20 protein-coding genes are annotated in these 22527 nt (G+C 66.7%); 11 read left to right on the top strand and 9 right to left on the bottom strand.

The features are described 5' to 3' along the window. Window positions 1–314: 314 nt before the first annotated feature. Complete coding sequence (locus AC3WMR_RS10830; RefSeq protein WP_492263095.1) at window positions 315–1220, bottom strand: LysR family transcriptional regulator; 906 nt, start codon at window positions 1218–1220, stop codon at window positions 315–317. A gap of 87 nt (window positions 1221–1307) precedes the next feature. Between AC3WMR_RS10830 and AC3WMR_RS10825 the strand changes: the two genes are divergently transcribed. Both AC3WMR_RS10825 and fabV read left to right on the top strand, forming a co-directional pair. Further along, window positions 1308–2267, top strand: coding sequence for a DMT family transporter (locus AC3WMR_RS10825; RefSeq protein ID WP_492263094.1), 960 nt, complete (start codon window positions 1308–1310; stop codon window positions 2265–2267). A 77-nt stretch (window positions 2268–2344) separates the two neighbouring features. Then, on the top strand, window positions 2345–3541 hold the full coding sequence (gene fabV, locus AC3WMR_RS10820; RefSeq protein ID WP_492263093.1) for an enoyl-ACP reductase FabV: 1197 nt from the start codon (window positions 2345–2347) through the stop codon (window positions 3539–3541). 75 nt (window positions 3542–3616) lie between these two features. Here fabV and AC3WMR_RS10815 read toward each other — a convergent pair whose 3' ends face one another. The 3 genes from AC3WMR_RS10815 to AC3WMR_RS10805 all read right to left on the bottom strand — a co-directional run bounded on the left by AC3WMR_RS10815 (window position 3617) and on the right by AC3WMR_RS10805 (window position 5807). Beyond that, window positions 3617–3940, bottom strand: coding sequence for a hypothetical protein (locus AC3WMR_RS10815; protein WP_492263092.1), 324 nt, complete (start codon window positions 3938–3940; stop codon window positions 3617–3619). Between the two features lie 190 nt (window positions 3941–4130). Then, a complete protein-coding gene (gene serB, locus AC3WMR_RS10810) occupies window positions 4131–4847 on the bottom strand; it encodes a phosphoserine phosphatase SerB (RefSeq protein WP_492263091.1) in 717 nt (238 codons plus the stop codon). A 51-nt stretch (window positions 4848–4898) separates the two neighbouring features. Continuing rightward, window positions 4899–5807: a LysR substrate-binding domain-containing protein gene (locus tag AC3WMR_RS10805; protein WP_492263090.1), complete on the bottom strand. Its 909-nt coding sequence runs from the start codon at window positions 5805–5807 to the stop codon at window positions 4899–4901. A gap of 242 nt (window positions 5808–6049) precedes the next feature. Here AC3WMR_RS10805 and AC3WMR_RS10800 point away from each other — a divergent pair, with 242 nt between their 5' ends. The 3 genes from AC3WMR_RS10800 to AC3WMR_RS10790 are packed head-to-tail and all read left to right on the top strand — an operon-like array spanning window position 6050 to window position 9793. Next, window positions 6050–7126, top strand: coding sequence for an ABC transporter ATP-binding protein (locus AC3WMR_RS10800; protein ID WP_492263089.1), 1077 nt, complete (start codon window positions 6050–6052; stop codon window positions 7124–7126). Between the two features lie 13 nt (window positions 7127–7139). Then, window positions 7140–8786 carry an ABC transporter permease gene (locus AC3WMR_RS10795; RefSeq protein WP_492263088.1) on the top strand — a complete coding sequence of 549 codons (1647 nt, stop codon included), beginning with the start codon at window positions 7140–7142 and terminating at the stop codon, window positions 8784–8786. A gap of 23 nt (window positions 8787–8809) precedes the next feature. Further along, window positions 8810–9793, top strand: coding sequence for an ABC transporter substrate-binding protein (locus tag AC3WMR_RS10790; protein ID WP_492263087.1), 984 nt, complete (start codon window positions 8810–8812; stop codon window positions 9791–9793). An 8-nt stretch (window positions 9794–9801) separates the two neighbouring features. Here the strand turns inward: AC3WMR_RS10790 and AC3WMR_RS10785 are convergent, their stop codons facing one another. Then, entirely contained in the window at window positions 9802–10473 is a 672-nt protein-coding gene (locus AC3WMR_RS10785; RefSeq protein ID WP_492263086.1) for an ABC transporter ATP-binding protein, read from the bottom strand. Here AC3WMR_RS10785 and AC3WMR_RS10780 point away from each other — a divergent pair. After that, window positions 10472–11119 carry an arylesterase gene (locus AC3WMR_RS10780; protein WP_492263085.1) on the top strand — a complete coding sequence of 216 codons (648 nt, stop codon included), beginning with the start codon at window positions 10472–10474 and terminating at the stop codon, window positions 11117–11119. The two genes, AC3WMR_RS10785 and AC3WMR_RS10780, sit on opposite strands and share 2 nt — an antisense overlap. Before the next feature lie 81 nt (window positions 11120–11200). Here the strand turns inward: AC3WMR_RS10780 and AC3WMR_RS10775 are convergent, their stop codons facing one another. Then, window positions 11201–13168 carry a SurA N-terminal domain-containing protein gene (locus AC3WMR_RS10775; RefSeq protein WP_492263084.1) on the bottom strand — a complete coding sequence of 656 codons (1968 nt, stop codon included), beginning with the start codon at window positions 13166–13168 and terminating at the stop codon, window positions 11201–11203. 315 nt (window positions 13169–13483) lie between these two features. Between AC3WMR_RS10775 and AC3WMR_RS10770 the strand changes: the two genes are divergently transcribed. The 3 genes from AC3WMR_RS10770 to AC3WMR_RS10760 all read left to right on the top strand — a co-directional run bounded on the left by AC3WMR_RS10770 (window position 13484) and on the right by AC3WMR_RS10760 (window position 16769). Then, the gene (locus AC3WMR_RS10770; protein ID WP_492263083.1) at window positions 13484–14776 is read left to right on the top strand and encodes a M20/M25/M40 family metallo-hydrolase; all 1293 of its coding nucleotides are present in this window, start codon (window positions 13484–13486) and stop codon (window positions 14774–14776) included. Window positions 14777–15110: 334 nt separating this feature from the next. Continuing rightward, window positions 15111–15866 (top strand): glycerophosphodiester phosphodiesterase, encoded by a 756-nt coding sequence (gene ugpQ, locus AC3WMR_RS10765; protein ID WP_492263082.1) that lies wholly within the window; start codon window positions 15111–15113, stop codon window positions 15864–15866. A 12-nt stretch (window positions 15867–15878) separates the two neighbouring features. Further along, complete coding sequence (locus tag AC3WMR_RS10760) at window positions 15879–16769, top strand: 23S rRNA (adenine(2030)-N(6))-methyltransferase RlmJ (protein WP_025136443.1); 891 nt, start codon at window positions 15879–15881, stop codon at window positions 16767–16769. A gap of 96 nt (window positions 16770–16865) precedes the next feature. Here the strand turns inward: AC3WMR_RS10760 and AC3WMR_RS10755 are convergent, their stop codons facing one another. From AC3WMR_RS10755 to AC3WMR_RS10745, 3 genes are all read right to left on the bottom strand, one after another. After that, a complete protein-coding gene (locus AC3WMR_RS10755) occupies window positions 16866–18302 on the bottom strand; it encodes a dihydrolipoyl dehydrogenase (RefSeq protein WP_492263081.1) in 1437 nt (478 codons plus the stop codon). Between the two features lie 210 nt (window positions 18303–18512). Then, window positions 18513–19241, bottom strand: a complete 729-nt coding sequence (locus tag AC3WMR_RS10750) for a glutathione peroxidase (protein ID WP_025136439.1) — start codon at window positions 19239–19241, stop codon at window positions 18513–18515. 169 nt (window positions 19242–19410) lie between these two features. Beyond that, complete coding sequence (locus tag AC3WMR_RS10745; protein ID WP_175193763.1) at window positions 19411–19611, bottom strand: heavy-metal-associated domain-containing protein; 201 nt, start codon at window positions 19609–19611, stop codon at window positions 19411–19413. A gap of 157 nt (window positions 19612–19768) precedes the next feature. Here AC3WMR_RS10745 and AC3WMR_RS10740 point away from each other — a divergent pair, with 157 nt between their 5' ends. Both AC3WMR_RS10740 and cueR read left to right on the top strand, forming a co-directional pair. Next, window positions 19769–22048 (top strand): heavy metal translocating P-type ATPase, encoded by a 2280-nt coding sequence (locus AC3WMR_RS10740; RefSeq protein ID WP_492263080.1) that lies wholly within the window; start codon window positions 19769–19771, stop codon window positions 22046–22048. Between the two features lie 27 nt (window positions 22049–22075). After that, on the top strand, window positions 22076–22477 hold the full coding sequence (gene cueR / locus AC3WMR_RS10735) for a Cu(I)-responsive transcriptional regulator (protein WP_175193765.1): 402 nt from the start codon (window positions 22076–22078) through the stop codon (window positions 22475–22477). Window positions 22478–22527: the final 50 nt, after the last annotated feature.

Below are 22527 nucleotides of genomic sequence, written 5' to 3'. Positions count from 1 at the left end.
GCCGCGCGCAGGTCCCCGTTACCCTGATCGCACGCGGATAGGAATCGAAACGTCAGAGGAGTGATGGCTTTCCCCCGCACTGTGTATCCAGGCTTTTTCTGATCTGCCGCCATTGCAGCGTCAGGGACGCGCAGCGTCCAATCGTATGTTGCGATGTGGGGGTATAAATAATTCTTGGGTCTCGCCGCCGCCGTCCCGGCTGCAATCCGCAAAGCCAATACCCATGCGGGTTTGCAGCCGATTCGGACTGTCGGACGTAAACATGCATAGGCCGCCATTCACATCGGCCGCGCTGCGCCCTTCGGGGAAAACACCTAGGCGGGAATGCTGTCTCCGGCCTGCGCCGCGACCTTCTGCGCCATCTGCGCAATGAGCCTGACCGCGTGGCTGTCCGGGCCTTGCACCCAGGTCGCGGTGAAGCTCAATTCGGGCAGCGGGTCGGCATCCACCTGCAGGATGCGCAGCTCGCCGCGAGCCAGTTCCTTGCCCAGGAATACCGGCGCGATGACGCTGGTGCCGATGCCGTCCTGGGTCATGCGCACCACCATCGACATGGACGCGCTGCCATACATGCGCGGCGACGTGACGCCGCCACGGGTCAACATGTCGCGCACCACGCGGTAAGGCGCGCTGTTGGAAGGATAGGTGATGACAGGCAGCCGGCCGATGCGTTCCAGCGTGAGCGGCTCCGGGCCCAGGTCGAGCAGCGGACTGGCGACCCAGGCCAGCGGATAGGTGCACAGCGGCAGGTTCTCGACCCGCGCCTCGAGCACCGGCCCCATCAGGAAGGCCAGGTCGATCTGCCGCGCCATCAGGTGCGAGCGCAGCACGTGGGTCGTGTCGACCTCGATTTCCAGCACCAGCGCGGGGTACGTGGTGTGCACCAGTTCGATCAGCGTGGGCAGCCAGGTCTGCACGATGGTTTCGGCCACGCCGATGCGCACGGTGCCGGTCATGACGTTCTGCGCGCGGGCCGCCTCGAACATGTCACGCCGCACCTGCAGCATGCGTTCGGCGTGCGACAGCAGTTCGTGGCCCTTGCCCGTCAGCTTGACGCCGCGGGCGTCGCGTTCAAACAATCGCACGCCCAGATCCGCCTCGAGCGAGGCGATGCGTTGCGACACCGCCGGCTGCGTGGTGTTGAGCTTGTCCGCGGCCGCGCGGAAACTGCCCAGCGTGGCCACCCAAAAAAATGTTTCTATGTTGCGTAGTTCGATCATGAGCCTTTTCCCCCGGCGCGATGAGCGTATCATGTCAGCCGCCCCGGGGCCTCGCCCGCGGCCCCATTGCGCACAAGGAGTCTGTCCATGTCCCCGGCCGATACCGGTCGCCCGCGTCGCGGCGCCCCTGCCGCCAGCGGTCCGCTCGTCGGCATCCTGCTGCTGGTGGCGTCGATGTGGACGCTGTCGTGCCTGGATGCCAGCGGCAAATGGGTCATGAATGCCGGGGTGCCGCTGCTGGTGCTGTCGTGGTTCCGTTATGCGGTGCACCTGGTGCTGGTGCTGGCGCTGGTGCTGCCCACCCGCGGGGCGGGCATCCTGCGCAGCAAGAAGCCGCGCGAACAGATCCTGCGCGGCGGCTCGATGTTCCTGGCCACGCTGATGTTCTTCACCACCCTCAGCTACATCCCCCAGGCCGAAGCCACGGCCATCAATTTCCTGGCGCCACTGCTGGTGCTGTCGCTGGCCCCGTGGATACTGAAAGAACCTGCCCGTCTGTCGCGCTTCGTCGCGGCCGGCATCGCCTTCATCGGCGTGGTCATCGTGATCCGCCCGGGCGGCGGCCTGCATCCGGTGGGCACGATCTTCGGCCTGATCACGGCCTGTTGCTTTGCCGCCCAGTTCATCGCCACGCGGCGCGTGGCGGGCGATGACCCCTTCACCTCGCTGATCTGGAGCGGCGCGGTGGGCACCGGCTGCCTGACGCTGGCCCTGCCCTTCATCCTGCCCCCCGCCCTGCCGGTGCTGCAGGCGCTGACGCCGCTGGACTGGACCCTGCTGATTTCCACCGGCGTCACCGGCGGCCTGGGGCACCTGTTCCAGATCGCTGCCTACCGCCGCGCCCCGGCCTCCACGCTGGCCCCCTTCATCTACCTGCAGATCATCAGCGCCACCACGGTGGGCTGGCTGGTCTGGGATCACTTTCCCGACCCGCTGACCTGGCTGGGCATCGCCATCATCTGCGCCAGCGGCATCGGCATCGGCCTGGTCGAATGGCGCCGCGGCCGCGCCCTGGCGGCTGCCGCCGCGGCGGCCGACGCCCGCTAACCCACTCCCGTACAATGCTCGGCGCTTGCCGCCTGCAGGGCGGCAGGCCTTCCCGGCATTCCCAGAACGAGGTCTACATGATCATCAAACCCCGCGTGCGCGGCTTCATCTGCGTCACGACCCATCCCGTCGGCTGCGAGGCCAACGTCAAGAATCAGATCGACTACGTGCGCGCCCAGGGTCCGATTGCCGGGGGGCCCAAGCGCGTGCTGGTGATCGGCGCGTCCACCGGCTACGGTCTGGCCGCTCGCATCAGCGCGGCCTTCGGTTGCGGCGCCCAGACCCTGGGGGTGTTCTTCGAGCGGCCCGGCGACGCGGCCAAGGCAGGCACGCCGGGCTGGTACAACAGCGCCGCTTTCGACAAGTTCGCCAGCGCCGAAGGGCTGTACGCCAAGAGCATCAACGGCGACGCGTTTTCCGACGCCATCAAGGCCCAGACCATTGCCGCCATCAAGGCCGACCTGGGCCAGGTCGACCAGGTGATCTACAGCCTGGCCGCGCCGCGCCGCACGCATCCCAAGACCGGCGAAGTCTTCAGCTCGACCCTCAAGCCGATCGGCCACGCCGTGAACCTGCGCGGGCTGGATACCGACAAGGAAGTCATCAAGGAATCGGTGCTGGAACCGGCCACCCAGGCCGAGATCGACGGCACCGTGGCCGTGATGGGCGGCGACGACTGGCAACTGTGGATCGACGCGCTGCTCGAGGCCGGCGTGCTGGCCGAAGGCGCCACCACCACCGCCTTCACCTATCTGGGTGAAAAGATCACCCACGACATCTACTGGAACGGCTCGATCGGCGCGGCCAAGAAAGACCTGGACCAGAAGGTGCTGGACATCCGCGCCAAGCTGGCCGCGCGTGGCGGCGACGCCCGTGTATCGGTGCTCAAGGCCGTTGTGACGCAGGCCAGTTCGGCGATCCCGATGATGCCGCTGTACCTGTCGCTGCTGTTCAAGGTAATGAAGCAGCACGGCACCCATGAAGGCTGCATCGAACAGGTCTACGGCCTGTATCGCGACAGCCTGTGCGGCGATGCGCCCATCCTGGACGCCGAAGGCCGCCTGCGCGCCGACTACAAGGAACTGGACCCGGCCGTGCAGGCCCAGGTGCAGGCCCTGTGGCACCAGGTCACTGACGGCAATCTTTACGAACTGACTGACTTTGCCGGCTACAAGCAGGAATTCCTGCGCCTGTTCGGCTTCGAGATCGAGGGCGTGGACTACCAGGCCGACGTCAACCCGGACGTGAAGATTCCTGGCTTGATCACGGCCTGAGCCTGCGATCCCGCCCACGGTCCGTGGGCGGGGCATGCAAGGGCTGGCGATGGGGGACTGGTTAATGGGCGCTGGCTATTGGTAGGTCAGCGTCACGACCTGGCCATATTGCAGCGGCCGGCCCTGGGCATCGGCCCGCAGCACCAGCGTGCGGGTGCTGACGCTGACCTTGGACGCCTGCCAGGCGGCGGGATCGGTCGCAGCCAGCCCGGCCGGCACCGGACAACGCGCCAGTGCTGTCGGCGCCTGTGGCGGCCCGGCGACCTGCACCCGGCAATCGGCCGGCTCGGTGATCATGCCCTGGAAGTGGATGGTGCCGCCGGACGGCGCCGCCAACGCGGCAGCGGGGACCAAGGCACAGGAAACAAGCAACGCACGGACGGATCGAGAAATGGCCATGTCATTTCCTTCGCGCTAGCGAGCAAGGAAAGACGGTATGCCCTTCCTTCTCTGTTTACGGCGTTTTCGAAGAAAGCTTTAATCCGTTGCCGGCAACAATGCCGGGCACCGTCTTGCGCAGGCTGCGGTCACGCCGTAAATCCGTGGGGTCGCGGCTAGATTACATCCGCAGATCGCGCGGTTTCAATGCTTATTCTGCGGCGAACAGACGCAGCAGTTGATCCACGCCGCCGGTGTCGATGGCGACCTTGGCTTGCTGGCGCACCGCGGGCTTGGCATGGTAGGCGACGGATAGTCCGGCGGTACGCAGCATCGGCAGGTCGTTGGCGCCGTCACCCACCGCAATCGCCTGTTCCGGGCCCACACCCAGCGCCGCGCACACCTCCAGCAACTTGCGGCGTTTTTCCTCGCCGTCGCACAGGTCGCCCCAGGGTTGCGGCAGCAGCCGCCCGGTCAGGCGGCCGTCTTCGATTTCGAGCACGTTGGCGCGCACGTCGTCCAACCCCAGGCGCACCCGCAGCCGGTCGGTGAAGCAGGTGAAGCCGCCCGTCACCAGCAGGCAGAACAGGCCCGCGGCCTTGCACGCGGCGATCAGGGTTTCGACGCCGGGATTGAGCCGCAGGCGCTGTTCGTAGACCTCGTCCAGCCCCGCCTGCGGCATGCCCGCCAGCAACGCCACACGCTCGCGCAGGCTCTGCTTGTAGTCGGTGATCTCGCCGCGCATGGCCGCTTCGGTCAACGCGGCCACCTCGGCCTTCTTGCCCATCAGGTCGGCCATCTCGTCAAGGGTCTCGATGGCGATCAGGGTCGAGTCCATATCGAACGCAATGACCTTGTAGTCGGACAGCGAAAGCGGCGGCGTGATGCCGCGCCAGTGCAGGCCGGCGGCGTCGGGGAAAGCTTGCATGGAAGTGGGTCCTTGGATAAGTCGGGTCGAGGATGAACGGGGTGCGAACGGCTATTGCCCAGGCAGCGGATGGCCGGCCTCGCGGCCCAGCCAGTCGATGAAATGCCGCGCCGCCGCGGCCGCAGACCCTTCCTGGCGGTACAGCGCATGCACGCCGGCGTTGGGCAGGCGCGGTTCGAGAAACACGGGCCGCAGCCGGTCCGCCTGCAGGTCGTCCTGCAGCAGGCACCATGGCGCCAGCGCTATGCCCAGGTCATTCATGGCGGCCTGCATGCACAGGAACTGATGGTCGAATACCGGTCCGGGCAATTGCGCCGGCACGTCCACCTTGGCCAGCGCGAACCAGCGCGGCCAGTGATCCATGCCGCCCGCCACCTTCAAGAGCGGATGACGCAGGCAATCGGCGGGCGCGGCCAGCCGATTGCGCTCGATGAAGCGCGGCGACGCCACCGGCACGTGAAAATCATCCAGGCAATGCACGCACGCCATCTCGGGATGCGCCAGGTAGCCGTGGCGGATCAGCACGTCGCTGCCCGCGTCGTCGCCGCGATCCAGGAACGAACGGCCCTGGGTGCTCAACTGCACGTCCACGCCGGGATGCCGCGCCTGGAACGCCGACAGGCGCGGAATCAGCCATTTCATGGTCAGGGATGGCGTGGCGCTGACGCGCAGCATGCCGCCGTAGCTGGGCGAACGCAGCTTGGCCGTGGCCACGGCGATACGCTCCAGGCTGGCCTGGACCTCGGGGAAATACGCCTGCGCACAGGGCAGCAGCGTGACACCGCGCGCCTCGCGCGCGAACAGCGGCTGGCCCACGTAGTCTTCGAGAATGCGTATCTGCTGGCTGACCGCGCTGTGCGTGATGCTCAGCTCGTCGGCCGCCGCGGTGAAACTGCGCAGGCGCGCCGCGGCCTCGAACACCCGCAAGGCCTTCAGCGGCGGCAGGCTCTGGCCCGCCATCTCAGGCGACGCCCGCCCGCGCGCCGCGACGGCGCAAGGCTCTGCTGCTCTTTCCCACGTTTTCCCTTGTCATCTATTTTTTTGCCCGGCGCATTGCAATGCACCCTCGCTATGAGCCGCATTCTAGGGGATTGCGGCGCCCCCGACCTCTTAGAAAATCTAACGACTCGCCTTAAAAAACGCTGCTGGTGGCGGGCGATGGGCCTGCCTATGATGCCGTCAATCACAGGCAGGAACCTCACATGGCATCCATCACGGTAGACGGCATCATCAAGACCTTCGGCGGCCAGCAAGTGCTGCGCAACCTGTCGCTGCACATTCCCGACGGCGCGTTCTATACACTGCTGGGCCCCAGCGGCTGCGGCAAGACCACCCTGCTGCGCTGCATTGCCGGCTTCTACGCACCCGATGGCGGCCGCCTGCTGTTCGATCAGGACGACGTCACCCACGTGTCCGCCCACCGCCGCGACATCGGCATGGTGTTCCAGGATTACGCGCTGTTTCCGGACAAGAGCGCCTTCGACAACGTCGCCTATGGCCTGCGAGCCCGCGGCGTGGCGCGTGCGGAAACCACCCGCCGCGTCAACGAGGCGCTGGACAAGGTGGGTCTGCTGGCCTTGGCCGACCGCTACCCGGCCCAGATGAGCGGCGGCCAGCGCCAGCGCGTGGCGCTGGCGCGCGCCCTGGTGATCCGGCCGCGGGTGCTGCTGATGGATGAGCCGCTCTCGAACCTGGACGCCAAGATGCGCCTGCAGATGCGCGACGTCATCCTGGACCTGGTGCGCGAAGCCGGCATCACCACCGTGTTCGTCACGCACGACCAGGAAGAAGCGCTGGCCATGTCCGACCGCATCGCCATCATGGACAGCGGCAACATCGCCCAGCTGGGCACGCCGGAAGAGCTTTACGGTACGCCCGTCAATGCCTACGTGGCAGACTTCATCGGCTCGGCCAACGTGATCCCGGTGCCCGCCCGCGCAGGCCTGGCCGGCGCCCCGGCCGGCCACGTGCGCTACGAGCTGTGCGGACTGGGCTTTGACGGCACCCTTGGTGGCGCCGACCTGGCCGACCGCGCCGTGCTGATCGCCCGCCCCGAGGAACTGGCCCTGATGGCGCCGGCGCCCTATGTGCCGAACACGCTGCCCGGCAAGGTGCTGCGGCGCCAGTACCTGGGCTTCAAGACCGCCTACCGCATCGAACTGCAGAACGGTTCGGAAATCCGCGTGGAACTGCACGCGGGCAACATGGTGGCGCAGTTCCAGCCCGGCGAATCGGTGCAGGTGCTGATTCCCGCCGACAGCCGCGTCGTGAACGCCTGAGGACGCCCGCGCCATGAAGATCAAATGGTGGCCCTGGGGCATCCTGACCGCAATCAGCCTGGCGCTGTTGCTGTTTTTCGTGCTGTATCCGCTTGGCGTGCTGTTCAGCAACAGCATCACCGGCCAGGACGGCGGCTTTTCGCTGGAAGGTTTCAAGGCCCTGTTGGCCGACTCGCAATACCTGGAGGCCTTCGGCAACACGCTGGTGCTGGGCCTGGCGGTCACCACCTGCACCATCCTGGTGGGCGTGCCGTTCGCCTACATGGTGGCGCGCTACGACTTCCCGCTCAAGAACCTGGTGGCCATCCTGCCGGTGCTGACCATCGTGATTCCCGAGATCATCGTGGGCCAGTCGTGGCTGCTGATCCTGGGCAACAACGGCATCCTGACCAACCTGCTGGGCGATGCGGGCATCTCACTGCCGTCGTTCTACGGCTGGACGGGCATGGTGTTCTCGATGACGCTGGTGTATTACACCTACATCTACCTGGGCGTATTGGCCGCGCTGCGCGGCTTTGACGGCCAGCTGGAAGAGGCCGGCCTCAGCCTGGGCACGCCGCCTTTCATGACCAAGCTGCGCGTGCTGGTGCCGGTGCTGCTGCCCGCGGTGCTGGTGAACGCGCTGGTGGTGTTCACCCTGGTGGTGGGCAACTTCGCGCTGGCGATGCTGCTGGGCAGCCGCGTGCCGCTGCTGTCGGTCATGACCTACAACACCTTCGTCAGCGAAATGGGCGGCAGCCCCACGCTGCAAAGCGCCATGTCGGTCGTGTCCATCGCCATCGTCGCCATCGTGCTGTTCATCCAGAAACGCGTGGTCGAACGCAAGGTCTACACCATGACGCAGGGCCGCGCGCCGGTCGCGCGGCGGGTGCGCTCGTGGACCGCGCTGCTCTACACGGGCGGCGTCGGCCTGGTGATCCTGGTGTCGATGCTGCCGCTCATCATCGTCTTCGTGGCCGCGTTCACCGAGACCAGCGGGCCGGTGATGCAATGGGGCTCGTGGTCCCTGGCCAGCATGCAGCGGGCCTTGCACGGCGCGCCGGAACCCATCCTGAATTCGTTGAAGTTCGCCTCGCTGGCCACCGTGACGGGCGTGGCCTTCGCGGTGCTGGTCAGCTACCTGACCATCAAGAAGCGCAGCGCCTTCACGCAGGTGCTGGACTACATCGTGGTGCTGCCGCTGACCATCTCGGGCACGGTGCTGGGCATTGCGCTGGTGCAGACCTTCAACACCGGCTGGCTGGTGCTGGCGGGCACGTCCGGCATCATGGTGCTGTGCTATGCCGTGCGGCGCCTGCCGTTCGCGGTGCGCAACGCCTCGTCCGTGCTGTTCAACATTCCCGATTCCATCGAAGAAGCCTCGATCAGCCTGGGCGTATCGCCGCTGATGACCTTCTTCAAGGTGATCCTGCCCGCCATGAAGGCCTCGATCATCTCGGCCGCCATCCTGATGTGGCTGACCACGATTTCCGAGCTGTCGGCGTCCATCGTGGCCTACAGCGGCGGCCTGGAAACCATGCCCATCGCCATTTTCCGGCAGGTCGACGGCGGCCGCCTGGGCATGGCCTCGGCCTACGGCGCCGCGCTGGTCACGGTGATCGTGCTGCCCATCATCGTGTCGGTCAAGGCGTTCCGCATCAAGCTGTTCTCCGGCAAATAACCCACACCCACCAAAGGCGACCCATGCACCTCAAACACCTCCTGCAAACCGGCCTGTTGGCCGCCACCCTGGCCTCGGGCGCCCTGCACGCCCAGAACGTGGTCCTGTACTCGTCCAACAACACCGAAACCATCGAAACCGCGCTGGACGCCGTCAAGGCCAAGTCGCCCAAGCTGAACGTGCAACCGGTCACCGGCGGCACGGGCACGATGATGAAGCGCATCGAGGCCGAAGCGCAGAACCCGCGCGGCGACCTGTTCTGGAGCGGCGGTTTCGGCACGCTGGGCGCCTACCGCCAGCACCTGCAACCCTACCGTTCGCCCGACCTGGACAAGATTCCCGCTGAATTTCGCGGCCCGGACGACCTGTGGGTGGGCACCAACGTGCACATCATGGTGCTGATGGTCAACGAACGCCAGTTGAAGGGCCTGCCGGCCCCGGCCACCTGGTCCGACCTGATGCAGCCGCAATGGAAGGGCAAGTTCGCCATCACCGATCCGTCCAAGAGCGGCACGGCCTACATGCTGGTCTATGGCCTGTACAAGCAGTTCGGCCAGGAAGGCCTGGACAAGATCGCCGCCAACGCCGTGGTCACGGCGTCGTCGGGCACCACCTACAAGGGCGTGGCCGCAGGCGAATACGCGGTGGGCATGACGCTGGAATACGCCGCCCAGGAATACGTGGCCGGCGGCCAGAAGGAAATCAAGCTGGTGTACCCGTCCGAAGGCAGCTACCTGGCGCCCGAAGGCATGTTCATCATCAAGGGCGCCAAGAACCTGGACGCCGCCAAGGCGCTGTACGACGGCCTGCTCAGCAAGGAAGCTCAGGAAGCGCAGCTGGTGAAGAACTTCCGTCGCCCCACCCGCACCGACATCGCGGTGGCCAGCCTGACCACCCTGCCCGACTTCAATAGCATCAAGATCTTCCCGGTCAGCCAGGATGCGGCGGCCAAGGAATACGAAGCCGTGGTGACGGCCTGGAACCAGGCGGTGGCCAAGGCCAAGTAAGCGCGCCCCTACTGGACCATGCGCCCGGCCGCCAGCACCAGCTGACGGGCGCAGCGCGCGGCCAGTTGCGGATCGTGGGTCACCAGCACCAGGGTGGTGCCGTGCTCCCGGTGCAGGTCGAACATCAGGTCGATCACCGTCACGCCGGTCGCGGCATCCAGGCTGCCGGTGGGTTCGTCCGCGAACAGCAGATCCGGCTGCACCACGAAGGCGCGCGCCAGCGACACGCGCTGCTGCTCGCCGCCCGACAGGGTGCGCGGATAATGATGCAGCCGCGCGCCCAGGCCGACCCGTTCCAGCATGGCCTGCGCGGCCTCGCGGGCCGGTTGGCCGGCCAGTTCCAAAGGCAGCATCACGTTTTCCAGCGCCGTCAGGTTCGGTAGCAGCTGAAACGACTGGAACACGAACCCCACATGATTGGCGCGCAGGCGCGCCCGGCCGTCCTCGTCGAGCGAGAACAGGTCCTGCCCGGCCAGGCGCACGCTGCCCGAGCTGGGAACATCCAGGCCCGCCAGCAGTCCCAACAAGGTGGACTTGCCCGAACCGGAGCTGCCAGTGATGGCCACGGCGCTGCCCGCCTGCACCGTAAAATCGATGTCTTCCAGGATAGACAGCGTCCCGCCGGCATCGGCTACCCGCTTGCCCAGCCCTTTCACCTCGATCGAATTCTTGCTATCCATGCGCCTATTTCCCCGTCTGCTACTTACGTCCGTCCTTGCGAGCGCCCTGTTGGCGCCCGCCCACGCTCAGACCACCGCCGCGGCGCAGGGTTCCGCACTGCGCACCGTGTTGGTGGTGGGCGACAGCCTGGCCGCCGAATATGGCATCAAGCGCGGCACCGGCTGGGTGCCGCTGCTGTCCGCCCGGCTTTCCGAACAATACCCGAAGTACAAGGTCGTGAATGCCAGCATCAGCGGCGACACCACCAGCGGCGGCGTCGCCCGCCTGCCCGCGCTGCTGCGCCAGCATGAGCCTGCCGTGGTGGTGCTGGAACTGGGCTCGAACGACGCCCTGCGCGGCCTGCCCCTGAACATGACCGAGCAGAACCTGCGCACCATGGCGCAAACGGCCCGCAAGGCCGAGGCCCAGGTGGTCATCGTGGGCATGCAGATTCCGCCCAACTACGGCCGCGACTACACCCAGCGCTTTGCCCAGGTGTTTCCCACGGTCGCCAAAGACGAAAACGCCCGGCTCGTGCCCTTCCTGATGGAAGGCATTGCAACGAACCGGGCGATGTTCCAGGCCGACGGCATCCATCCGAACGAGGATGCGCAGGGCCAATTGCTGGATAACGTGTGGCCGGTATTGCGGCCGCTATTGCAGTAAACCAGCAACGGCGGCGCAACGGCGGCGCAACTTCAGGCCTAGCCCGCGGCGCCATCACGACGCCGCGGCGTGGCGCAAGCCTCAGCCTGCGGCCTGTTGGGACGGGTCGCCGCGGATGACGTCGGCGGCGGCCGGCAGCACCTGCACCTTGTACTCTTCGCGCAGCATGCGCACCAGGGCTTCGTTCTCGGCCTGGCCCCAGGCGCCCGACAACTGCTGTGCCAGGCGTTCCTTGTCTGCCGCGTCGACCGTGCCGGCATCGACCTTTTCCAGGCGCACCAGCGTGTAGTCGGCGCCCGACTGCACGCCCGTGTAGGCCGGCAGCTTGGACGCCGGCAGGCGCATCACGGCATCCAGCACCGGGCGCGGCAGGTTCTTGGGATCCTGGCGCGACACCACCAGGGGGCCGCCAAAGCCTTCCGGCGTTGCCGCCGGGCTGGCCTGGTCGGCCGCCAGCGCGGCTTCGCCGGCCTTCTTGGCGGCTTCGGCCGAACGCTCGTCCAGCAGTTTGGCGCGGATGGAATCGCTGACCTTGTCCAGCGGCGGAATGTGGGCGGGCTCAACCGCGGCCACGCGCACCGCCATCATCGTGTCGGGCGACAGCTCGATCACGCCGGAATTCTGCTTTTCACGCAGCACGTCGGGCGAGAACACCACCTGGCGCACGCGCGGGTTGTCCAGCAGCGCGGCATCCGGGCTGTCGACAGCGGAACCCGGGCCTGCCTGGTCGGCGGGCAACAGGCCTTCGCGAGTGACGCCCGAGGCGGTGCGCAGCTTCAGGCCCACCGCGTCGGCGGCCGGCTGCAGGCTGTCGCGCTGGTCGTAGACCTGCTTGTTCAGCTGGCTGGCCATTTCCGAGAAACGGATGGCGGCCAATTGCTTGCGCACTTCGGCGGTGATCTGTTCCTTGACCTCGGCCAGCGGCTTGATCGCAGCCGGCTGGATTTCGGTGACCTTGACCACGTGGAAGCCGGACGGGCTTTCCACCACGCCGGACACCTGGTCCTTGGTTTGGCCGAACACGGCCTTTTCCAGCGGACCGGACAGCATGCCCGGCGCCAGCCAGCCCAGGTCGCCGCCATTGGCGGCCGAACCGGCGTCCTGAGAATTCTTGCGAGCCAGATCGGCGAACTTGGCCGGATCGGCGGCAGCCTGTTTGGCCAGGTCTTCGGCCTTGGCGCGGGCGGCCTTGCGCGCATCTTCCGAGGCGCCCGCGGGCACTTCGATCATGATGTGGCTGGCGCGGCGGCGCTCGGGTTGGCCAAAGCGGGTCTTGTTCTGCTCGTAGTACGAGGCCAGGTCTTCGTCCTTGACCTGCACGCCCTGCGTGGCGGCGGCTTCGTCCAGCACCAGGTATTGCACCTGCACCTGCTCGGGAATCTGCAGCTGCTGCTTGTTGGCGTCGTACCAGGTCTGGATGTCGGCCGGCGTGACGGTCACTTGCGAGCGGAAATCGGCCGCCGTGAAACGGCGCAACTGCACCGTGCGTTGCTGCGTCAGCGCGGTTTCCAGCGTGGCCACGACCTCACCGGGCGCGCGGGCCGACTGGCCGACGGGCTCGAGCACGCGGGCCACGGCCAGGTCGCGGCGCAGGCCGGCCTCGAACGACGTGGGCGACATGCCCTGCGCGGCCAGCACCTGGCGATAGCGTTCCGGCGAGAAACGGCCGTTGTCCTGGACTTCCGGGATCGCGGCGATGGTGTTGCGCAGCGTTTCGTCGGACACCGAGAAACGGTTGTCGACCGCCACGTTGGCCAGGAGGCGTTGATTGATCAGCTGGTTCAGCAGGCTTTCGCGCAGTGCCGGCGTATCGATCACCACGGGGTCGAACTGGGCACCCAGGCGTTGGCGGAATTGCTCCAGCTGGTTGCGGTGCGCCTGGTCGAACTCGGCGCGGGAAATCGGCTGGCCGGCGACGGTTGCCAATTCAGGCTCGCGGCGCATGAAGCTGTCATAGCCTTGAATCCCGACGAGGAAGAAGGAAGGCACAATCAGAAGCAGCAGGATGAACTGCATCCAGCGCCGATGGCTGCGAATAAATTCGAACATGGAATCCCTGTTGCCGCACTCGGGAGGAGACTTCCGCCCGGGCCGCACGAAAACGCATAAAAAAAGGCGAATCTCATTCGCCCCATTCCCATACCGGTCAAACCGGGTCAGCGGGCGGATTTTAGCATTTCTCATTCGTCCCGCAGCGCCCGATTCTAACGCGTCTCTTGCCATCCCGCCCGCCTGCCCGCGGCGGCCTTGCCGGCCCCTTCCGACCCCATGGAAGCCCGCGCCCGTCAACTCGGGAAACCCCCGTTTTCGCCCCCGGCCCGCCCCCGTATCGTGAAATCCCCCTCTACGCCTAGGTGACCCTCCATGCCGTTCCCGCTCCCCCGTCCCCACATCTTGCGCGCCGCCGTCGTCCTGGCCTTCCTGGGTGGCGCCCATGCCGCCCGGGCCGCTCCCGTCGCCGCAGTGCACGAAGCCGCCCAGGGGCAGAAGCAGGGCATGCTCGACACCATGCGCGACCTGGTCAACATCGAATCGGGCAGCAAAGACGTCGAAGGCGTGGAACGCATCGCCGCCCTCATCGGCGACCGCCTCAAGGCGCTGGGCGGCAAGGTCGACATCATCAAGCCCACCGACATCTTCCGCCTGGACGACACCCCCGAACATGTCGGCCCCATGGTCCACGCTGAATTCAAGGGCAGCGGCCAGAAGAAGATCATGCTGATCGCCCACATGGACACCGTCTATCGCAACGGCATGCTGCGCGACCAGCCCTTCCGAATCGACGGCGAACGCGCCTACGGCCTGGGCATCGCCGACGACAAGCACGGCGTCGCCACCATCCTGCACACCCTGGCCCTGCTGCAGAAAATGGACTTCAAGGACTACGGCGTCATCACCGTCCTCATCAACGGCGACGAAGAAATCAGCTCACCCGGCGCCCGCGACACCATCACCCGCCTGGGCGCCGACCAGGACGCCGTCTTCTCCTTCGAAGGCGGCGGCACCGAGCCCCGCCTGACCCTGGCCACCAGCGGTATCGGCGCGGCCTACCTCAACGTGCAGGGCAAGACCTCCCACGCCGGCGCCCGCCCCGAAGGCGGCGTCAACGCCCTCTACGAACTCGCCCACCAGCTGCTGCAACTGGACAAACTGTCCAAACCCGATGAGGGCCTGAAACTGAACTGGACCGTCGCCCAGGCCGGCACCAACCGCAACGTCATTCCCGGCCAGGCCACCGCCCAGGCCGACGCCCGCGCCCTGAAAGTCTCCGACTTCGACGCCCTCTCGCGCACCCTGCAGGAACGCGTGCAGAAAAAGCTGCTGCCCGACGCCAAGGTCACCGTCAAATTCGAAGTGCGCCGCCCCCCACTGGAAGCCACCCCCGCGTCCCGCGCCCTGGCCAACCACGGCGTCGCCATCTACAAAGAACTCGACCTGCCCATGAAAGTCATCGACCGCGCCAGCGGCGGCGGCACCGACGCCGCCTTCGCCGCCCTCAAGGCCCGCGGCCCCGTGATCGAAGGCATGGGCCTGTCCGGCTTCGGCGCCCACTCCAACGACGCCGAATACATCCAGATCAACTCCATCGTCCCCCGCCTCTACCTGGCCGCCCGCATGATCATGGACATCTCGCAGGACAAGGCGCCGCTGAAGTAACGCCGCGCACGTAAGGTCTACGCACGCCAGTTGGCGCTTGCCCCAACCGCGCGTGGTTAATCCCAAACGCGAGCGGCGTCGGGGCGGTGGGGCCGGGGCGGGGCGTGTAGCGGCGCGCGCGGCGGAATCCGCAGGAGTCGCCGCAGGCGACGACGAGGATGAGCACGCGCTGTCCGGCGCCCGCGCGCCGGACAAGCCGCGTAGCCCCGCCCCGGCCCCACCGCCCCGACGCCGCGCCAAAAGAACCCAACTCCCCCCATCAACCAAGAACCCACCACTAAAGAAGGAGTATCCTTGCAACCTATCCAAAAGCACCGATAAAGCAACAAAAGAAATGACAGCAAAACTCCCCACCTGGCCCTATTCCCGTCATATCGCCCACCGCGGCGGCGGCCGCCTGGCGCCGGAGAACACCCTGGCCGCCATGCGCACAGGCGCCGACCACGGCTTCACCATTTTCGAATACGACGTCAAGCTCAGCAGCGACAACATCCTCGTCCTCATGCATGACGACGACGTCGACCGCACCTCCAACGGCCACGGCCCCGCCGCCGCCAAGACCTTCAGCGAACTCGCCCAGCTCGACTTCGGCAGCTGGCATTCCGCCCGCTATGCCGGCGAGCCCCTGCCCACCTTCGCCGCCGTCGCCCGCTACACCGTCGCCAACGGCATTGCCAGCAACGTCGAAATCAAGCCCTGCCCCGGCCGCGAAGCCGAAACCGGCGCCGCCGTCGCCCTGGCCGCCCGCGAACTGTGGAAAGACGCCGCCGTGCCGCCCCTGCTGTCTTCGTTTGCCGAAGAAGCCCTGCAGGCCGCCCTGGAAGTCGCCCCCGAACTGCCGCGCGCCCTGCTCGTTGAAAAAGTGCCCGCCGATTGGCTCGACCGCCTGGTCAAGTACGACTGCGTCGCCCTGAACATCAACCAGAAAGACGCCACCCGCGAACTGATCGACGCCGTGCACGCCGCCGGCTACCGCATCGCCGCCTGGACCGTCAACGACCCCGCGCGCGCCCAGCTGCTGCTCGACTGGGGCATCGACGGCATCTTCACCGACGAACTGGCCGCCATCGCGCCGGCCGCTTCCGCTTAAGGCGCCCGCCCCGTGTTCAGCTATCGCCACGCCTTCCACGCCGGCAACCACGCCGACGTTCTCAAGCACGCCATCCTGGTCCACACCCTGGACTACTTCAATCGCAAGGATGCGCCGTACTGGGTCGTCGACACCCATGCCGGCGCCGGCCTCTACAGCCTGGACAGCGACTGGGCCGCCAAGACGTCCGAATTCGCAGACGGCATCGGCCGCCTCTGGGAACGCGACGACCTGCCGCCCCTGTTGGCCGACTACGTCGCCCGCATCCGCGCGTTCAACACCAACGGCCGTTTGAAGCGCTACCCCGGTTCGCCTTGGCTCACCCTGGATGCCCTGCGCCCGTCCGATCGCCTGCGCCTGTTCGAAATGCACCCCACCGAGATCGACGCGCTGGTCGTCAACCTCGAACACCAGGGCCGCACCGCCCAGCGCCAGACCACCATCTACGGCGACGACGGCTTCGAGGGCGTCAAGGCCCTGCTGCCGCCGCCCACGCGCCGCGGCATGGTCCTGATCGACCCTTCCTACGAAGACAAGAACGACTACCGCCGCACCCTGATCACCGTCAAGGAATGCATCAAGCGCTTTGCCACCGGCACCTTTGCCGTCTGGTATCCACTGGTGCAGCGGCGCGAAGCCAGCGAAATGGCGCGCCACTTCGAGAACCTGAAGGTCAAGAGCTGGCTGCATGCCACCCTGACCGTCAAGAAGGCCACCATCGACGGCTACGGCCTGCATGGCAGCGGCATGTTCCTGGTCAACCCGCCCTGGACGCTGCACGACGCCCTGAAACAGGCCATGCCCTACCTGGCCCGCGAACTGGCCCAGGACGACCGCGCCAGCTTCACGCTGCAATACCGCGAAAATCCGTTCCCGGTGCCCAAGAAGCAGTCTGACGACTGATTCCGGGCCAGCGTCCGGAATGGATCGGCTCCGGATGCGCGGCAAACAACAAGGGCTGCCTTTCGGGCAGCCCTTGTTGTTTTGCACTCGCAGCGATTACGCCGTGGCGTCTTCCGTTTCGACCTGGCGCAGCGCTTCCTGCGCGCGCGCCAGCTTGGCCGCGGCATCGCGCAGCGCCGTGCGCAGGCCTTCCTCGATGACGGGATGGTAGAACGGCATTTCCAGCATGCGCGCCACCGTCAGTTCCTGCTGCACGGCCCAGGCCAGCAGATGGCCGATATGTTCGGCGCTGGGACCCACCATTTCCGCGCCCAGGAAGCGGCCCGTCGCGATATCCGCATACACGTGCAGCAGGCCGCGGTTCTTCAGCATCACCCGCGAACGGCCCTGGTCGCTGAAATCCACCTCGCCCGTGACGAACGTGCCCGGGGTCAGGCGGCCATGGCCCTCCCCCGCCAGCGCGATCTGCGGGTCCGAGAACACCACCGCCAGCGGCGCGCGGCGCAAGCCCTGGCGCACGTCGGGATAACGGGCTGCGTTCTCGCCCGCGATGCGGCCTTCGTCGGCGGCTTCGTGCAGCAGCGGGGCATCGGCGTTGGCATCACCGGCGATGAAGATGGCCGAGTCGCCCGCCTGCATCGTTTCACGGTCGAACAGCGGCACGCCCTGCGCATTCAATTGCAGCGAGGTGTTCTCCAGCCCCAGGCCGTCCACGTTTGGACGGCGGCCGGTGGCCACCAGCGCGTAATCGAAACGCTCGGTGCGCTCGCTGTTGTCCAGCGCCACGTAGCGCACTTCCACTTCGTCGCCCACGCGCTGGGTTTCCAGCACCCGGGCATCCGGGTCCAGATAGAACTCGCGCTGGAAGATCTTGCGGGCGCTGTGGCGTACTTGCGGGTCGCTGATGCCGCCCAGGCTGCCGCTGACGCCGAACACGCGCACCTCTACACCCAATCGCGCCAGCGCCTGGCCCAGTTCCAGCCCGATCACCCCCGGGCCGAACACGGCCACGCGGCGCGGCAAGTCGTCCCAGGCGAACACGTCGTCATTCAGCACCAGGCGATCCCCCAACCCGCGGAACGGCGGCGGCACCGCCGGCCGGGAACCCGTCGCGATCACCACGCGGGATGCGTGGATCTCGGTATGGTCGTCCACCCGCAGCACCGTATCGGACACAAAGCGGGCGTAGCCGCGAATCTTGTCTTCAGCCGGAATATTCTCGACGCCTTCCAGCACGAAGCCGACGAAGCGGTCGCGTTCGCGCTTGACGCGGTCCATCACGGCCACGCCGTCCACGGCGATCTCGCCCTGCACATGCACGCCGAACGGCTCGGTGTGGGCGGCGTTGTGGGCCGCTTCGGCCGCGGCGATCAGCAGCTTGGACGGCATGCAGCCGACGCGGGCGCAGGTGGTGCCATAGGGGCCGCCTTCGATCAGCAGCGCGCGCTTGCCCGCGGCCTTCGCGGCGCGGTAGGCGGCCAGGCCGGCGGTGCCGGCGCCAAGAACGGCGATATCGGTGTGCAGAGTCTTCATCTATCAGGTCCCCCGGTTATCACGTGGAGCAATGGTTTCAAAGGCGGATTCCGCCTTGTTGCGCACCCTCGGGACGAACGTCGTCCCGCCGCCCCGACAAGGGGCCGCACGAAGATGCGAAGCAAGGGAAACCGGCGCGCCGGACCGCGCAAGGCGGCCCGGCGGCGGGAAGCGGCGTGGTGCCGCTTCCCCGCCAGCAATCAGGCTGATTCAGGCGAAGTGCGCCTTCAGGTCTTCCAGGCCGCCGATCAGCGCGCCGTTGATGAACACCTGGGGAGCGGTGCCCTTGCCGGACACGGCGCCGATCACACGGCCACGGACCTTGTTTTCCAGCGGGATCTCGATCGGGGCGTAGCCCTTGCTGTCCAGAAGCGCCTTGGCTTCGACGCAGAACGGGCAGCCCGGCTTGGAGAACACGACCACCTGGTCGGGCTTCTTGGCCGACGGGGCGAAGTGCGCCAGCATGGTGTCGGCGTCCGACACTTCAAACGGGTCGCCTTCCTTTTCCGGCTCGATGAACATCTTCTGGACCACGCCGTCCTTGACCAGCATGGAATAGCGCCAGCTGCGCTTGCCGAAGCCCAGGTCGCTCTTGTCGACCAGCATGCCCATGCCTTCGGTGAATTCACCGTTGCCGTCGGGCAGCAACGTGATGTTGGCCGATTCCTGGTCCTTGGCCCATTCGTTCATGACGAAGGTGTCGTTGACGGACACGCAGACGATGCTGTCGACGCCGGCTTCGAAGAAGGCCGGAGCCAGTTCGTTGTAGCGCGGCAGGTGGGTGGACGAGCAGGTCGGCGTGAACGCGCCGGGAAGCGAAAAGACCACGACCGTCTTGTTCTTGAACAGGTCGTCGGACGTGAGCTTTTTCCAGGTGTTGCCCTCACGGACGGGGAACGTTACGTTGGGAACACGTTGGCCTTCACGGTTTTGCAGCATTCAATCTCTCCTTGGGTAGCGGGGTTTGTTTAACCACCATGGAAAGAATGATAAATCCGATCTATCAATTATTCAAATTTAATAAATTTACTTGATCGATAGATTTTAGCAATTATCAAATAACCGCCGCCAGATGTTTTCTATCATAACTTCTGGCGGCGGACAGGCCTCAGACGCGCTGCGGCTCGTAGCCGGCGTCGCGGATGGCGGCCTCGACCTTGTCGGCCTGGTCCGTGCCGCTGACGGTCACGCGGTGGCTGGGCAGGTCCACGGCTACCGTGGCGCCAGGCGCGGCCGCATTGACCGCGCCGGTGATGGTCTTGACGCAATGGCCGCAGGTCATGTCGGGGACTTGGAATTCGATGCTCATGCTGTTCTCCATTTCAGGTTGGCTGCGCGGATGGCTTCCCGCAAGCTTGAACCCAGCTTAAACCTTCCCATTATAGGAAGGTCAAGCGTAGAATAAACCTTGACCTTCCCATCATGGGAAGGATGACACTGTGGGTTCACTCCCCACCGAGACTGCCATGAGCGCTGCCATCCCTGCCCCATCCGTCGAGCTGGAACTTGCCATCGAAGGCATGACCTGCGCGTCCTGCGTGAAGCGCGTGGAAAAGGCCTTGACCCGCGTGCCGGGCGTGGCCCAGGCCCAAGTCAACCTGGCCACCGAGCGCGCCCTGGTCGCTTATGACCCGCAGGCCGCCCAACCCGACGCCCTGGTCGAAGCCGTCGTGAAGATGGGCTACGAGGCCCGCCCCATCGTGGCCCAGGACGATCACGCCGAACGCCAATCCGAAGCCCGCGACGCCGAAGCGCGGCGCCTGCAGCACGCCTTCATCGCGGCGCTGGTGCTGACATTGCCCGTGTTCGTGCTGGAAATGGGCTCGCACCTGATTCCCGCCCTGCACCACTGGGTGCTGGGCACCATCGGCCAGCAGAACAGCTGGCTGCTGCAATTCGTGCTGACCACGGCCGTGCTGGCCTGGCCGGGCCGCCACTTCTTCAGCAAGGGCCTGACCGCGCTGTGGCGCCGCGCCCCGGAAATGAACTCGCTGGTGGCGCTGGGCGCAGGCGCGGCGTGGGGCTATTCGGTCGTGGCGACCTTTGCGCCCGACTGGCTGCCCGAAGCCGCCCGCAACGTCTATTACGAGGCCGCCGCCGTCATCGTCACGCTGATCTTGCTCGGCCGCACGCTGGAAGCCCGCGCCAAGGGCAAGACCGGCGCCGCCATCAAGCGGCTCATCGGCCTGCAGCCGCGCACCGCGCGCGTGCTGCGCGATGGCCAGTCGCAGGACGTCGAGATCGAACAGGTGCGCCGTGGCGATCTGGTGCTGGTGCGCCCTGGCGAAAAGATTCCACTGGACGGCGAGATCATCGAAGGCAGTTCGTATGTCGACGAATCGATGCTGACCGGCGAACCGGTGCCCGTCGAAAAGCAACCGGGCATGCAGGCCACCGGCGGCACGCTCAATACGTCTGGCAGCTTCACGCTGCGCGTCACCCACACCGGCGCGGACACCATGCTGGCCCGCATCATCCGCATGGTCGAAGCGGCCCAGGGCGCGCGCCTGCCCATCCAGGCACTGGTTGACCAGGTCACTGCCTGGTTCGTGCCGGCCGTGATGGCGGCCGCGCTGCTGACCTTCCTGGCCTGGTTCTTCCTGGGGCCGACGCCGGCCCTGTCGCATGCGTTGGTCAACGCGGTGGCGGTGCTGATCATCGCCTGCCCTTGCGCCATGGGCCTGGCCACGCCCACGTCCATCATGGTGGGCACGGGCCGCGCCGCCGAAATGGGCGTGCTGTTCCGCCAGGGCGATGCCTTGCAGACGCTGCGCGACGTGAACGTGGTGGCGTTCGACAAGACCGGCACGCTGACGCTGGGCAAGCCCACCCTGACCGAACTTGAACCGGCCGCCGGCTACCGCGGCGAAGACGTGCTGCGGTGGGTGGCGTCGGTGCAGGCGCGGTCCGAGCACCCGATTGCACTGGCCATCGTCAATGCCGCAGCCGAGCGCAAGCTGGCGCTGCTGCCCGCCGACGGCTTTGCCGCCATCACCGGCGCGGGTGTCGAGGCGACCGTGGCGGGCAAGCGCGTGCTGGCCGGCGCCGCCCGCCTGATGGCCGAGCGCGGCGTGGACGTCAGCGCCTTCGGCCAGCGCGCCGAAAGCTGGGGCAATGAAGGCAAGACGCCCATCTATGTGGCCATCGACGGCCAGGCCGCCGCCATGATCGCCGTGACCGACCCCATCAAGCCGTCGGCCGTGGACGCCATTGCCGCCTTGCATGCGCAGGGCCTGAAGACGGCCATGATCACCGGCGACAACCGCCACACGGCGCAGGCCGTGGCGCGGCAGTTGGGCATCGATGAAGTGCGCGCCGAGGTCCTGCCCGACGGCAAGGTCGAGGCGATCACCGCGCTGCGGGCGGGCGGGCGCAAGGTGGCCTTCGTGGGCGATGGCATCAACGATGCCCCTGCCCTGGCCGCGGCCGATACCGGCATTGCCATCGGCACGGGCACCGACGTCGCCATCGAAGCGGCCTCGGTGGTGCTGATGGCCGACGACCTGCACGGCGTGCCCAATGCCATCGCGCTCAGCCGCGCGACGCTGGCCAACATTCGTCAGAACCTGTTCTGGGCCTTTGCCTACAACGCCGCGCTGATTCCGTTGGCGGCGGGCGCGCTGTATCCGGCTTTCGGACTGTCCTTGTCGCCCATTTTCGCGGCCGGCGCGATGGCGCTGTCCAGCGTGTTCGTGCTGGGTAATGCGCTGCGGCTCAAAGCCTTTCGGCCGCGCGCGGCCCACTGACCCTTATCCCTTCAAAGAGGCCATTCCATGAATATCGGACAAGCCGCGCAAGCGTCGGGCATCTCGGCCAAGATGATCCGCTACTACGAGAGCATCGGCCTGATCGGCCCGGCGCTGCGCAAGGATTCGGGCTACCGCGTCTATAGCGAAAACGACCTGCACACGCTGCGCTTCGTGCGCCGGGCGCGCGACCTGGGGTTCTCGGTCGAGCAGATGAACGGGCTGCTGGCCCTGTGGAAAGACCGCAGCCGTGCCAGCGCCGACGTAAAACGCATTGCGCTGGAACACGTCGAGGAGCTGGAACGCAAGGCCTGCGCCCTGCGCGACATGGCGGCCACGCTCAAGCACCTGGCGCAGCATTGCCATGGCGATGACCGGCCTGACTGCCCGATCCTGGAGAACCTGGGCGGGCCGCGCCAGGTCGGATAGCGGCGTTTTCGGTGGACGTGGCCGGCCTTGCAAAAGCGCAGCCACAAAGC

Source organism: Achromobacter sp. FW305-C-28 (genome assembly GCF_058783235.1).
Note: the sequence above shows the minus strand (reverse complement) of the source record. Positions and strands in the feature narration are given on the sequence as shown.